Below are 14,410 nucleotides of genomic sequence, written 5' to 3'. Positions count from 1 at the left end.
CGGTGACGCGACTCTGGCAGATAAGGGTGTGGGAAACTGGCAACTCGGCAGAAACGAGCAGTGGGAACGGGACTCGACAGGCCCGCTCCGGGGACGGACGTTCGTCCGGAGACGCCGATACGAGCGCGCACCGATTCACACACCCCACAAACCCTTTTGCATGCCCCCGCCGAACCTCCGCTCGATGTCTCTCGAAGACCATGCCGAGGAACTCGCCTCCGACCTCGGCGTCGACAAAGAGGAGGTCACGCGCGACCTGGAGAACCTCGTCACGTACTCCGTGCCGATGGACGAAGCCAAGCAGAGCGTCAGGCGGAAGTACGGCGGCGGCTCTGGCGGCGGCGACGCCACGCAGAGCAAGGCCATCGCCGACGTGACTCCAAGCGATTCGAACGTGACCGTCACAGCCGTGGTCCTGACCGCCGGCCGCCGGACCATCCAGTACAACGACGAGGAACAGCGCATCCGCGAGGGCGAGCTCGCCGACGAGTCGGGGACGATTTCCTACACGGCCTGGGACGGCTTCGACGGCGACCTCGTCCCGGGACAGACCGTCAGGCTCGGGAACGCGAGTATCCGTGAGTACGAGGGGAACCCCGAACTCAACCTGGGCGGAAGCACGCAGGCGACAGTCCTCGACGAGGCGCTGGCCATCGACGCCGATGTCGGCGGCGACCGCCAGTTGAGCGAGATCACCATCGGTGACCGCGGCATCAACGTCGAGGTGAGAGTACTCGAATGTGAGGAGAAGGTCATCAACGGCCGCGACGGCGAGACGACCATCTTGAGCGGCGTCCTGGGCGACGAGAGCGGCCGGACGCCCTTTACCGACTGGGAGCCGCACGACGAGATTACCGAAGGGGCATCCGTCCGCCTCGAAGAGACCTTCGTCCGTGACTTCCGCAGCGCTCCGGCGGTCAACATCTCGGAGTTCTCGACGGTCACGCCGCTGGAGACACCGGTCGAAGCGACGGACAGCGCCCCCAGGATGCGAATCCGCGACGCCATCGACGGAGGCGGGATGTTCGACGTCGAACTCCAGGGCAACGTCATCGAGGTCCGCGACGGGTCGGGCCTCATCGAACGCTGTCCGGAGTGCAGTCGCGTCATCCAGAACGGGCAGTGCCGGACCCACGGCACCGTCGAGGGGGAAGACGACCTCCGGACGAAGGCCATCCTCGACGACGGGACGGCCACCGCGACGGTCATCCTCGACGCGGACCTGACGGAGACGGTGTACGGTGGCGACATCGACGATGCTCGCGAGCACGCGCGGGACGCGATGGACAAGTCAGTCGTCGCCGACCGCATCGCCGAGCGCATCGTCGGCCGGGAGTACGTCGTCCGTGGCTCGCTGTCCATCGACGAGTACGGCGTCAACCACAACGCGTCGGCGTTCACGCCGGCGGACGACGACCCCGCGACGCGCGCCGCGGCGTTCCTCGAGGAGGTGGACGCATGAGCGCCAACGGCGACGACGAGCCGCGCCTCCGCGAAGTCGCCTACCGGCTGTTCGCGGCGGAGTTCGACGAGGCCGACTTCTCGTACTCCGAGTCCGACGAGGAGCGGGCCCCGAACTACGTCGTCACGCCGACGGGCGCGCGGGTCAACCGCCTGTTCGCGGTCGGCGTGCTGACCGAGATAGAATCGGTCAACCAGGAGGTGCTGCGGGCGCGAGTCGCCGACTCGACCGGTGCGTTCGTCGTCTACGCCGGCCAGTACCAGCCCGAGGCGCTGGCCTTCCTCGAATCGGCCGAGCCGCCGACGTTCGTCGCCGTGACGGGCAAGGCGCGGACCTTCGAACCGGAAGACAGCGACCGGGTGTACACCTCGATTCGCCCGGAGAGCATCAGCGAGGTCGACGCCGAGACGCGGGACCGCTGGGTGGTCCAGGCCGCCGAGCAGACCGTCGAACGCATCGGCCTGCTGGCCAGCGCCAAGGCGACAGGGCTCGCGGGTGACGAACTGCGAGCGGCGCTCGAGGAGAACGGCTACACCGAGGCCCAGGCCGCCGGCATCACCCTGGCGCTGGACCACTACGGGACGACCGGCGACTACCTCCAGGCGCTCCGGGAGACGGCCCTCGATTCGGCCCGCGTCGTGACCGGTGAACGGGACGAAGCACGCGGCGTGTCGATGCGACCCGGCGACGGCACGGACGACCCGATTCCCCTGCTGGCCGACGTCGACGTCTCCGTGCCAGAGACAGCGGACGAATCGAGTACCGAGCCGGCAGCACCGCAGGCGGCGACCGCGGAAAGCGGCGAGAGCGTAGCGGCGAGCGAGTCGAGTGCCACTCAGCCAGACTCGGAGCCCGCCGAAGCGACTGCGTCCGAGTCTGCGGCGAGTGTCGCCAGCGAGTCGAACGGAGCACAGCCAAGTGACGAGACGCCGACCGAGACCGCAACGGCGGACGAATCGGCCGTCGAACCAGACACACCGGAGCCCGACACAGAGACCGACGAAGCAGTCGAGCACACGACGGAACCGACGCCGGACCCTGCCTCTGGCACGGTCACCGAGTCCGCGGGTGCTGATACGGAGGCGCCGGAACCCGACGGGGAGTCGGTTGCGACCGACGCAGCGCCGACGAGCACCGAATCCGAGCCGGAATCGGCTTCCGAGGACGATGACCTCGGGGACTTCGAGCCGGAGTTCGAACTCGACGACGACGAGCGCGAGCAGATCGAATCGGAGTTCGGGACGGAGTTCCAGAGCGGGACGGACGTCGACGACCCCGGTGAGGCCGACATCGAGACGCCGGACCCCGAAACGGTCGAACGTGCGTCCACCGAGTCCGAAGACAGCGCCGGGACAGCCGACGCTGCGAGCCCGGACACGACGGCGGCGGACGCGACGGATTCGAGCGAACCGGAGCCGGCGCCGTCGACTGGCGACGGTGACGAGGACCCCGAGGCGGCGACCGAACCTGCCGGTGACGCCGAACCGACGGCAGATCTGAACCTCGAGGACGCCGTGATGGACGCGATGAAGGAGCTGAACGACGGCGCCGGTGCCGACCGGGAGGAGCTGGTCGCCACGGTCGTCGACCGACACGGCGCCGACCCCGAGGCCGTCTCGGACGCCATCCAGGACGCGCTGATGGGCGGGCGCTGTTACGAACCCGAAGACGGCAAACTGACCCCCATCTGAGGCGCGGTCCTTTTCTCGCGTCATCGCCAAGGTTCGGGCGATGTCGGTCGAACCGCTCCCCGGCGTGCCCGCCGCGACTGTCGAGACCGACGGTGAGCGACTGCTCGCCGTCGCCGACTATCACGCCGGTATCGAAGCCGGCCTCCGATACGACGGCGTCGAGCTCGAGTCCGCGGCGGCGGAGCGACGCCGCCGGCTGACGGGCCTCGTCACGGAGACGGGCGCCGACCGGGTCGTCGTCGTGGGCGACCTCGGACACGCCATCGGCGACCCGTTCGCGGACGAACGCGACGAACTTGCTGCACTGTTCGACTCTCTCTCCGTCCCGATGACGCTGGTGAAGGGCAACCACGACGGCGACCTGGAAGATGTTCTCGACGAACTCGGCGCGGACGTGACGGTCACGCCCGCACATGGCACCCGTCTCGGCGACGTGGGTTTCGTCCACGGCCACACGTGGCCGTCACCGGCCGTTCTCGCCGCCGACGTAGTCTGTATGGGCCACGAGCATCCGGTGGTCCGCTTGGAAGACGAGGTCGGCGGCGTCCGCAAGGAACGCGCGTGGCTCCGTGGCGAACTCGCGCCCGACGCCTTCGAGAGCGCGGTCGAACCTGGTGCCGACCTGGTCGTCTTCCCGGCGTTCAACGACCGGTCGGGCGGGACCTGGGTGAACGTCGATGGACAGTCCTTCCTCTCACCGTTTCTCCCGGCGGGCCTCGCAGACGCCGAGGCGTTCCTGCTGGACGGCACGCGCCTCGGCGCCTATCAGACGGTCTGAGACCGGTGTCGGAGAGTCAGTGCCGCGGCGGGGTCGTGGAGTTGCTAAGTAGAACCGAATTGCAGCGGTAAGCTGTTCCAGCTGTGTCCTCTGCCGAGGCGGCTCGAAGGCGGGCGACAGCAGTCGAGGGTGTCCATTTCCGCGGTCGAAAAGTGTGGAACCGTATTTTCACCCACAGATAATGGACGGTAGGAAGCCTATACTCAGTATCGTAGGGGAACGATACCGGACCGATGTCCCGCGAGAAAACAGAGATTTACTGTGCCGAGTGTGGAACCTGGCTCGTCATCGAGGGTCACGACGGCAGCGCGACGTGCGACTGTGGTTCACAGTTCAGTATCACGGCGACGCCGGTCCCGGACAGCAGCCCGGCGGCGAACCGGACGCCGTCGCCTCGCGGGCACCCGGTACAGCTCGACCTCGTACAGCGGACAGCGACTCGTCGGTAACCCATCTCGGCCCCTCTGTGCCGAATTCTCGTGCGAACTCTCGGATTCTCAGCGTCGCATCAGACGTGTTCTTTCGGCAGTAACTCCTCGGTGGTCCGGTCGTCGAGCCAGTCACAGAGCCGACAGAGGTGGTCCAGCGCGGCATCGAACAGCTCGGCACCGACCTCGTCGCTGGCGTCCGTCTGGTCGCCGAAGACGCCGTTCTGCGAGTTGTCGAGCGCGTCGTAGAACGTCCGTGCACCGTGGACCCGCCCCGTCTCCTCGTCGAAGTTCGCCAGGCCGCCGTCGCGGGCTTGTTCCAGTCGATCGTCGTGAACGAGGTCGCCGGCGAGGTGCTGAATCAGCGCCGTCTCCTTCGGGCCGCCGTGTGGGCCTGGGGTCTCGAACGCCGCTTCGATTCGCTCCGTGATGCTCTCGTCCCACATCCACTCGATGTGCCCGCGAAAATTTAGAATCGTTATTACTCAAATATGTGATTGAAAACCAGCTACTGCTGCCGAAACTGCAATGGAAAAGAAGGGGTTCGGCCTACTCAGCAGCCTCGTCTACTGCGAGAGCGACCATAATCGAGATATTCTCGACTAATTCGTCTTCGTCGGCTACGATAGCCTCACCGTCTCGCTCAACTTCTATCGACTCCTCTGCTACCCAGTCTTCGATAGCTTCTCTCACAGCCTCGAATAGCTCTTCCCCACGGTGGCTAGAATGCGATACCGGACTCTCTCCGTTCTCTGAATAGTCGGTCATAAAATGAAGGTAGGTTTGTGGTCTATTCGTCGTCTTCAGCCTCTAGGACCTCTTCTCTGTACTCTTCCAAGTCCTCTTCATCTAACTCCATCCAGTCCATCAGGTCGATACTATCGCCCTCGAAGAGGTGCTTTGTGACGTGAGGAACCATCTCAGCGAAGAACTCATCTATGTCGTTGATTCCCTCACGGAGTTGTCCTCCCCGTGAGGCCAACCGGTAGGCTGCACGTTGGTTCTCCTCCGAAGAGTCGAACTCGATGTAGGTTTTGCTACCTTCGTTGCTATCCTCGTTGCTAAGGTGCTTGCTTGCTCCCATAGTTTGGTCTCCTATCTGCTCGCAGGCTTGCGATTTTTGCAAGCGCGAGCAGAAGCGTTCTCGCGCCGAATTCATGTAAATTTCTTGCTAAGAAATCAGAGAGCAAAGAAACGAAGAAAACGGCGAAAAGCAATAAGATATCTAATATTTCGCAAAAAACGTGAAATGCGAATGTCGAAAACCAGGGCGTTTCGATCCCAAATGAAATAGATCGAGCTACTTTCTATCTTCTTTTGCTTCTGATCGCAGCAACTCAGGAAATCCAGGTCAAGCTGCTGCTCCACCGTAAAAGGCCTCGGCTTGTGCTACAATCGGCTCAACCAAGTCTTCGTGTTTATACAAGCTGAGACCGTTAATCCGGAGAACCGCCTTGACCTCCGTCTTGATCTCCGCTCTGATCTTCTCCCTGTTCGTCCAGTCAACTTCAGTACTGTCTTTCAGATTCTTCTTGAGTTCCCGAGCGATATTCTTCAGCGTATCATCGTCTATCTCGGTATCCGTGTTCGCAGAAATCGCGTCGTAGAACGCAAGTTCCTCATCATTCAGATCTAGCTGATCCTGACGATCATCCGTCTCCTGAATCTCCTCAGCATAACCTTTCAGCTCCTCTATAACCTCCTGAGTAGAAAGGAAGTTATTGTTGTACTCCTTGATGGTCTCCTCTAACTCTTCCTCGAAAGACTCGTACTTAGCCAAGTTGCCCTTCTTCCGCGTGGAGATCTCGTTACGAATCAACTGCTCAAGCATCTTAACCTGCAAATTCTCGAACTCAACTTCCTCAACATCGGACATGAACTTGTCACCAAGAATCGGCTTCTCTTCCTCCCAAGTATCGAATCCAGAGAGCTCGACCATATCCTCAATACCGACACCCTCTGCAACCAGCTCCTTCATCGCAGAATCAAGATCTTCAACATCCTCATCCCCACCTGGATTCTCCATGCTCTTGATACTGTCAAGAATACCTTCGAAGAACACCATATCCTGCCTAATCTCGTTGGAAGCGGGATGTGGAGAAACTAGAGAGAAGGCCTTCTTCAACTCCTTCATCGCCTCCTTGAACTTTTGCTCCCGTTCTTCCGTGACCAAGACCTCGTTCTGCGCCTTGTGTATCAAACGCTGGCGTTCCAACTGCTCCAGCTCAGGCCAATCACTGTAATCGATCTGGTCGAAAAAGCTGGCAACCCTAGAGTGTTTCTGATGCATGACTTCAACTGCTTCCTCAAGATCAAGCATCGCAGTCTCCTGAATCTCGGTCGTGTACTTGTCTAGGGCTTGCTTCAGATTCTCTGCAATACCCATGTAATCGACGATCAGGCCACCTGGCTTGTCTTTATAAACACGGTTGACCCTGCCGATTGCCTGAAGCAGGTTGTGATTCTTCATCGGCTTGTCGATGTACATAGTGTGAAGGCACGGAACGTCAAATCCGGTCAGCCACTTATCACAGACAACGGCTAATTTGAGTGGATCGTCCTCATCTTTGAACCGACGTTTCAGCTTCTCGTTATCCTCCGGGTCATCGATATAGTCCTCAGGACCAGAGATGACGACCTCCACTTCTGGAGCATCAGGAATCTCTTCGATAGCTTTCTTGTAGTTGACCGCAGCCTCACGGCTAATAGCAACGACCATCCCCTTTCCCTCTATTTCTCGGTTATTGAAGTGCTCAACAATGTCTTCCGCGATCTGCCGGGTACGCTCATCGCTGTTCTCGATTATACGGCGGAGGCTGGTCCACCGCTTAGTCATTTCCTCCCGCAAATCATCCGACTTCGATGCCATCAACTCCTGAAAATGCTTCCCGATCTCAGGATCGTTGATCTGAAGCTTAGCTAAACGGCTCTCGTAATAGATCGGGACGGTGGAACCGTCTTTCTGCGACTGGTCGATAGTATACTGGCTGATGTAACCTCCAAACGTATTGGTAGTCGAACGGTCTTCCTTCTCAATAGGAGTCGCAGTGAAACCAAGATATGAAGCGTTAGGTAGAGCTCTCCGCACGTTAGCGGCCAGCTCCTTGTACTGAGTACGGTGAGCCTCATCCGCAACCACTATCATATTTTGACGGTCGTTCACCTCAGGATAGACCGCTTCCTCATCGGTCGTCTGGAACTTCTGGACCGTAGCGAAAATTATACCGCCAGACTCACGGTCGAGACGTTTCCGAAGCTCTACCCGGTTATCATCGTCCGCCCACTCTGCTGGAAGATCATGCTTCTTGAACTCTTTGTATAACTGCTCGTCCAGGTCGTTACGGTCGGTTAGAAATACGAGAGTGGGATTCCGGGCTTCCTTCGTCTGGCGAATCTTATGTGCGTAGAAAACCATCGAGAGTGATTTCCCCGAACCCTGAGTATGCCAGACAACACCGATTCGATTATCATCAGGGTTCGGAACAGTCTCTTTACTACTCTCAATTGCACGGTTGACCGCGTAGAACTGATGATAGGCAGCGAGCTTCTTACTCAGCTCCCCTCCTTCATCAGAATACAAAACGAAGTTCTTGATCAGATCAAGAACTCTCTTCGGGTCAAAAGCACCTCTAATCAGTACTTCAGAAGGCGGATACTTACTGGTCGCGTCCTCTTCCTCATCAATATATCTCCAAGGAGAGAACCACTCCCAGCCAGCACTCAGACAACCAAGTCTGGCATTGCTCATATCCATCACACCGATCAGCTCATTGTAATGGAAGAGGTCCGGGATATCGTCGACGTACCGATCCGTGACCTGTTTATAGGCCTTCCCGATAGAGGCGTTCGGATCGGTCGGGTTCTTCATCTCGAGAACCCCAATCGGAAGTCCATTGATAAAAACCACAATATCTGGCCTTCTCTCCGGGTTATCACCGAACTGAATCGTGACCTGGTTAGATACCAAGAAGTCGTTATTCTCAGGATTCTCAAAGTCGATTACATCGACGAAGTCGCCCTTGGTTTCATCATTCTCCTCGTACTCAACCTGAATGCCCTGAGTCAGATTGTCGTGGAAATTCTTGTTGTTCTTCAGAAGTCGAGTAGAATTGTAGCCAAGAAGTTGGGAGATGGCGTCTTCGATAGCCTCGTCTGGCAGAGATGGATTGAACTCGCGGAGCTTACGCTCAAGACGACCACGCAGCACTACATCAGAGAGCGACTCCCTCTCCGGGTCCTCACTATTAGGCCCCAGCTCAGAACCAGGCTTGTATTCGTATCCAATATCCTGGAAAACCTGTAGGGCCGGTTTCTCCGATAACTCCATCTCATTCAAAGACATAACCAATCAGACCTCGCTATCAACCTCTAAATCATCAAGACTAATGTCATTAACCCTGACTTCACCGGACATTAGTTTTGGGAGTAAAGTATCTCTTAGTTCATGGAGTGATCTATTTTCATTCTGATTTTCCCTAATAAGATCCATAATCGGCGTGATTTTCTCGTTAAACTCAAAACGGTCATTCTTCGGAGGAAGAACAATTTCTTGCTCACGGAGCGTGTTCATGTTTATTGTGTCAAATACTGTACCATGAGTCCTACTTCGTAGCCTCTGTATATGTGATTGGACGAGGAAATATAGGAAATATCTATCTTCTCTGTTTTTCGGCACTAAACCGTAACAGGTCTGATTAGTTGTCATCTCAATTGGAGTTAATGCAGTTTCCCCTACAGTACCCCTAGCTGTAATAACTGTTGTTCCCTCAGGGATTAGTTCGGCTGAACTCTCCACCAATCCCTTTTCAGTTATCGACTTTTCGGTAGAAGAAATGAATGCATCGTCCTCTTGAGCTACATCCTTCGCCTTCGCCCAGAGAATATCTCCACCGTAGTAGTCTTCCACATCTGATTTGGGAGTTCCACCAAGAACTATATCCATCAACTTAGGCAAATTATCAACCTCGAATTCAGTAGGTATCTCTCCTTTCTTCGAATTTTTAAATTCGTGATAAGGCCTAAAGTCTACAAATTGATATTTGTAGAGTGACTGGGCAAGTTCCCCTAGAAGTTGGTTGACTTGCTTATTAACGGTAATTTTCTTCTCTATATTGTCTAATATATACCCGATCTTTTTCTGCTCAGAAATAGGTGGCAAAGGTATCACTGTATTTCTGAGGTCTGTTTGATTGAAACTACTGACAGTCGTCCCACTAGCATATGATTCTAGTTGGTTCTGGGTTTTCTGATACTGTAGACAGAATTTTAGATATCGCGAATCTAAGCACTCAGCCACCCTCATCGTAATAAGTCTCTGCGCAGTAAGAAATGGTTCCTCAGTCCGAATTATACCCACTTCTCCTACGGGTGCTTCAGTTGTGATTACCACATCTCCTTTTTTAGGAACTCCGCGAGTGGTCCATTCTTCAAATGTTTCTTTTGATGCGAATTTCTCTTTTCTTTTTGGAAGTATAAAGCCATCTTTGATATTTGCCGCAGATAACATGTGTATCCCTTCGTCCGCTTTAGGAGGGGTTTTTCCACGGTAATCAATAAAATTCTCAACCAAGTCATCAAGCTTCCCAAATCCCCAGTTCTCGGGAACCAATCCATAGAATTGGTTGGCTAAGCTTTGCACTTCACTATCTGGCTGGTCGTGATTCTTTTCTATGATTTCTGAGAGCTGTTGTTGTTCGGAAGTCAAAATCCCACCTCCTCGATACTCTTATCTATTTTCTTTTGTAATTCATTGGATTCTTGAAACATTTCTCGAAGATCCGCGGAGAGCCTCTCCATCTTCTTTTCAAATTGTTCTTCATCTCCATTCTCTTCTCTTACACCAACATACCTTCCGGGTGTTACTATATACCGGTTATCTGAGATATCCTCTCTAGTTGCGACCTTGCAGAATCCTCGTTCATCCTCGTACTTTCCAGCTTGATCCTCACCTCGGTACGCTTGGACTGCCTCCGATATTTTTTGAATATGATCTTCAGTAAGTCGGTTTTGAGTTCTGCTTACAGTTTCAAATAAATCTGTAGCATCAACAAAAAGTGTCTCCCCCTTTCTGTCTCTGTACTTGTCCTTACCTTTCCCCTTACTAAAGACGAAGATGCAAGCCGGAATACTTGTCGTATAGAATAGTGCTTTTGGGAGGGCAATCACAGTATCAAGTAAGTCGTCTTCGACAATCCCTTCTCGAATTTCGGCGCTATTATTTTGTACTGACATTGCGCCATTTGCCATGACTGTGGCTGCCATTCCTGTATCATCAAGATGGTGTATCATATGCTGGATGAAGGCATAATTGGCATTATTCGATGGCGGCAATCCATATTTGAAGCGAGGATCATCATCTGCGATTGAATCTTTACCCCACTCGCTCATATTGAACGGTGGATTTGTGAGGATATAATCTGCTTCTAAACCTTTGTGCTGGTCGTTGAGGATGCTGTCTCCCTGTTTGATATTTCCATCTAGACCTCTAAGATAGAGGTTCATCTTGGAGATCTGGAGTGTTCTTTCCTTTATTTCTTGACCGTAGATGGAGATCTTGTCTGTGTCTCCGCCATGACTTTCGATGAATTTCTGGCTTTGGACGAACATACCTCCTGACCCGCTGAAGGGGTCGAAAATTCGGCCTTCGTAGGGTTCCAGAATTTCAACCATTAGTTCGACGACGCTCTTCGGCGTGTAGAACTCGCCTCCTTTTTGACCACCTTCCATCGCGAACTGCTTAATGAAATATTCGTAGATGCGGCCGAAGATATCCTCGTCTTGTTCTCCGTTACCATTCTCCATTTTGATGTCGGCGAAGAGGTTGATTAGCCCTTCTAGAGCGTCAGATCCATTACTGGCAAGTGAGGAGCGTGAATATCCTTTCGGAAGAATTCCTTTTAGGCGTGGGTTCTCTTCTTCGGTTGCCCGCATCGCGTCGTCTATTTTCTTTCCTATTTGAGGGTCAGTGGCGTTGTCGACGAAGTACTGCCAGCGAGCTTCTTCAGGAAGGTAAAATACGTTCTCTCGCTTGTACTCGTCCTTGTCCGTCAGTATATATTCGCGTTCTTGTTCGTCTTCTGTGTAGTAACGGGAGTCTGGATCGTGGGTTTTCTCTTCCAGTTCTCGTTTACGGGCCTCGAAGGAGTCGGACATACTCTTCAGGAAGAGAAGTCCAAGAGCGAAGTCCTTGTATTCGGAAGGGTCGACTGGTCCTCGAAGTTTTTCGGCGGTTTCCCAGAGTTTCTTTTCAAGTTCGCCGTTAGAATTTCCCGCAATAGTCATACGCAGTAATGCTAACGGTGCTCGGTTAAGAGTTGCGTTGGCCCAGAAGTTTGGGAAAAGCAAAATATTCCAATTCTTTCAACCTGTCTCGCAGATGTGAAGCGGCTGGCGGGCAACTTCTTCACTGGTAGTCCCGCCAATACTTGTCTAATCATTCTTTTTGCGTTGCATCTCAATTATTAGTTGACGAAAAATAATAAGAGAGAGTCACCCGCTTTGCTAATTATGGCTGCCGTTCAATCACGGTTAGATCCCAACGAGATTCTACGGGATGTACCCGCTGATCGACCTAGATATGAGGACGGTTGGGATGATACGTATAAATCGAAGTTTGAGGATGTTCTTGAGGATTTAGATAATGAAACCTTGGATGTCATTCGAGAGATTTTGGAGATTGACGAGGACACAGATAATCTCCAATCTGCCATCCTTACGAATGAGTCAGAATCAATTCTCCTCTATACCCTCTACCGATTCCTCAGTGACAAACGTACGTTACTCCGTGAAATAGCGGATAGATGGGGAGATGAGGTAGAAGAAGATCGAGAATATAGATATCTTGTCCAAGCACTCCTGGATGGCAGATCAGATATTGTTTATAGGTTATTGCTCTACAAAGAGTGGTCAGACGCGAAGAACGAACGTTCCTACAAAATCGAGAACGAACTTCCAGATGACTACGTCGATCGGTTCGATGACAACTTTCGAAGTATCCAGCTCACGCTTGCTCGTCGAACCAATACCGATCACTTTCGATATGAGGAGCGAAACGAGCTGGATTTCGAGGATTCAACGATTTTTGCTATCGACCGACAGACATCAGACCGAGAACGGCGCGATGTCGTTGGCGCACAGCGTCGGCGTAACCTTCGAAGCGTCTTTGTCGAAGTTGAAGAGGAAGACCACGCAGTTCATATCCTGACGAACAATCAAACTATTCGAGATACTCTTGTCGAGAAATTAGAGGAGATTTTTTCTATCTCACTGGTGAGTCAGGACGAGGTTGGGGACCAGATAGAGGTCAATGCCGATCAGTTCGAGGAGGCCCTGCGAGAATTACCCGAAGAAGACGGGGAGGAGGAGGGCGATATCCGGATTCTGAATGTAGAGTTTAGGCGTACACAGACGACCCCCACGGTCCCTCTGACAGTCTCTAAGAAGTCCTATGATACGGAGATTCGAAATGTCGTCTCCGAACTTGCCGAGGATATTGTAAATCCCGAGATTACCAATGTCCGTCGATTCTGGTTCAATGCGTACGGAGTAGATGCTCGCGTCAAGGTTGACATCTATTCGGAAGAAAACACGCTACGCTTGGATACTGATATCAAGACGGACTCCGGGTCCCTAGCGGAGCGTATTCGGGAGACATTTCAGGAAAGTTTTGGCCTTCCTCTCGATCAAGAAATCCCATTGCATTGGGTGACTGGAGACCGAGAACAGGTGATCTCGTTTATCCTCAAGAACCCGCCAACCTACGAAACCCAAAATAATCATTATCAGGATCTCATCGAGGATTTGGATGAGATAGGCGTTATCAACACCCGAACTGTCGAACGAAAGCAATGTCGGGGGCGCAACTGTGAGGAAATTTACGAGGGCCATGACGGGGATACTTGTCCCGCCTGTGGAGGAACGTTAGACGTCTTCGCCGAATTTGAAAAAGTCTCGTTGTCGAATAGGGGCATCCTCGAGTTCTTCAAGGACCGATTGGAGGATGAAGACATCGAGTACCTCGGAACGAAACAAGAACAGATCTACAGGAAGAAATACCGTTTTAGACGGGTTCGGCACGACGGCGATATAGCCCATGTCCTGATCAACACGCCAGATGTAAGCATCACTCCGAATACAGTCAATCATCTCAACAAAAGCGTCAACCCAGTCACTCTACTCAATCTCGGGACTGTGAAGGATCAGCGATTGATGGAAGAAGTGCTCGCAGCATATCTTGATCTTAGTACAATCATCGACGAGTACCTCTCTGATGAATTGTCGTCAGACTACATCTCTCAGAAGATAGATCAAGTAACACGTGCTACCGAAGAGCGCGTCGCGGGGAACGCAGCTCACGCCTATGATCGACTCCAAGAGATCGTTGCTAATCCTTCCGAGTATGGGGGTGAGGACTTCGAACCAGAGATCTTCCACCTGATCAACCAGATCATCACGAATGCCGAACAGTGGGGAACCAAGAGGAGAGGAAACTTACCGGATGGATTTGCGGAACTTCTTTTTTCTACTGGACAAGGGAAATATTTCCGATCGTTCGGTTGGGATTGTAAATTCACCTCCTCGGACGAATTCCACATCGGGGCTTCAGAAGCGAAGGATCTACGAGATTATGTCCACCGGATTAAGGAGTCCACTGAAGTCAAATCGTCTGATACTCGGTTCAAGAATTTCGTCGTCATCACAAATGCTGAGTCAGGGAATTTCGGATCCAGTGTCGCAGATCGGATAAATAAAATGACCAGCTGGGATGGAACGCCTGTATTGATGCACGTTGATTTCATATTCGCTCTACATCTCGTCTTCAATGAGAACGTCGACCTTATCAAACGGAATATTCAAGAATTCTATCGGCAATTCTACCTAACTCTCAATGATGGGAAGTACTACCATCAGGAAGTGGACGACGACTTCTACGTAGACTTAACGGCTGAAAATGCAGAGATCTTATTCGAAAACTTTGGATCGGAGATCGAAGATAGTTCATTAGATATCAGCTCCCTCCGTGATTTCATGGAGCAGGACATTTTCCCTTGAT

The 14,410-nt window shown here is 53.6% G+C and carries 9 protein-coding genes and 1 pseudogene; 4 read left to right on the top strand and 6 right to left on the bottom strand.

Annotation, left to right across the window (positions count from 1 at the left end):
- The first annotated feature begins 184 nt into the window (after nt 1-184).
- From P1L41_RS10115 to P1L41_RS10105, 3 genes are read left to right on the top strand one after another with little or no spacing between them, the layout of a single operon-like run.
- Entirely contained in the window at nt 185-1,462 is a 1,278-nt protein-coding gene (locus tag P1L41_RS10115) for a Single-stranded DNA binding protein (protein ID WP_276295608.1), read from the top strand.
- On the top strand, nt 1,459-3,153 hold the full coding sequence (locus P1L41_RS10110; protein ID WP_276295607.1) for a hypothetical protein: 1,695 nt from the start codon (nt 1,459-1,461) through the stop codon (nt 3,151-3,153). The genes P1L41_RS10115 and P1L41_RS10110 overlap by 4 nt, the downstream gene beginning before the upstream one ends.
- Nucleotides 3,154-3,193: 40 nt before the next feature.
- Complete coding sequence (locus tag P1L41_RS10105; RefSeq protein ID WP_276295606.1) at nt 3,194-3,931, top strand: metallophosphoesterase; 738 nt, start codon at nt 3,194-3,196, stop codon at nt 3,929-3,931.
- Nucleotides 3,932-4,439: 508 nt separating this feature from the next.
- Here P1L41_RS10105 and P1L41_RS10100 read toward each other — a convergent pair.
- The 6 genes and pseudogenes from P1L41_RS10100 to P1L41_RS10075 all read right to left on the bottom strand — a co-directional run.
- Nucleotides 4,440-4,814: pseudogene (locus P1L41_RS10100) on the bottom strand (creatininase family protein); the annotation flags it as partial.
- Between the two features lie 94 nt (nt 4,815-4,908).
- Complete coding sequence (locus P1L41_RS10095; protein WP_276295604.1) at nt 4,909-5,127, bottom strand: hypothetical protein; 219 nt, start codon at nt 5,125-5,127, stop codon at nt 4,909-4,911.
- Nucleotides 5,128-5,149: 22 nt separating this feature from the next.
- Nucleotides 5,150-5,443: a hypothetical protein gene (locus P1L41_RS10090; protein ID WP_276295603.1), complete on the bottom strand. Its 294-nt coding sequence runs from the start codon at nt 5,441-5,443 to the stop codon at nt 5,150-5,152.
- A 267-nt stretch (nt 5,444-5,710) separates the two neighbouring features.
- A complete protein-coding gene (locus tag P1L41_RS10085; protein WP_276295602.1) occupies nt 5,711-8,701 on the bottom strand; it encodes a type I restriction endonuclease subunit R in 2,991 nt (996 codons plus the stop codon).
- Between the two features lie 6 nt (nt 8,702-8,707).
- On the bottom strand, nt 8,708-10,063 hold the full coding sequence (locus P1L41_RS10080) for a restriction endonuclease subunit S (protein WP_276295601.1): 1,356 nt from the start codon (nt 10,061-10,063) through the stop codon (nt 8,708-8,710).
- Nucleotides 10,060-11,640 carry a type I restriction-modification system subunit M gene (locus P1L41_RS10075; protein ID WP_276295600.1) on the bottom strand — a complete coding sequence of 527 codons (1,581 nt, stop codon included), beginning with the start codon at nt 11,638-11,640 and terminating at the stop codon, nt 10,060-10,062. Before P1L41_RS10075 ends, P1L41_RS10080 begins: the two co-directional genes overlap by 4 nt.
- A 225-nt stretch (nt 11,641-11,865) precedes the next feature.
- Here P1L41_RS10075 and P1L41_RS10070 point away from each other — a divergent pair, with 225 nt between their 5' ends.
- On the top strand, nt 11,866-14,409 hold the full coding sequence (locus P1L41_RS10070) for a hypothetical protein (RefSeq protein WP_276295599.1): 2,544 nt from the start codon (nt 11,866-11,868) through the stop codon (nt 14,407-14,409).
- Nucleotide 14,410: the final 1 nt, after the last annotated feature.

Source organism: Haloarcula ordinaria (assembly GCF_029338275.1).
GTDB classification, from domain to species: Archaea; Halobacteriota; Halobacteria; order Halobacteriales; family Haloarculaceae; genus Haloarcula; species Haloarcula ordinaria.
Note: the sequence above shows the minus strand (reverse complement) of the source record. Positions and strands in the feature narration are given on the sequence as shown.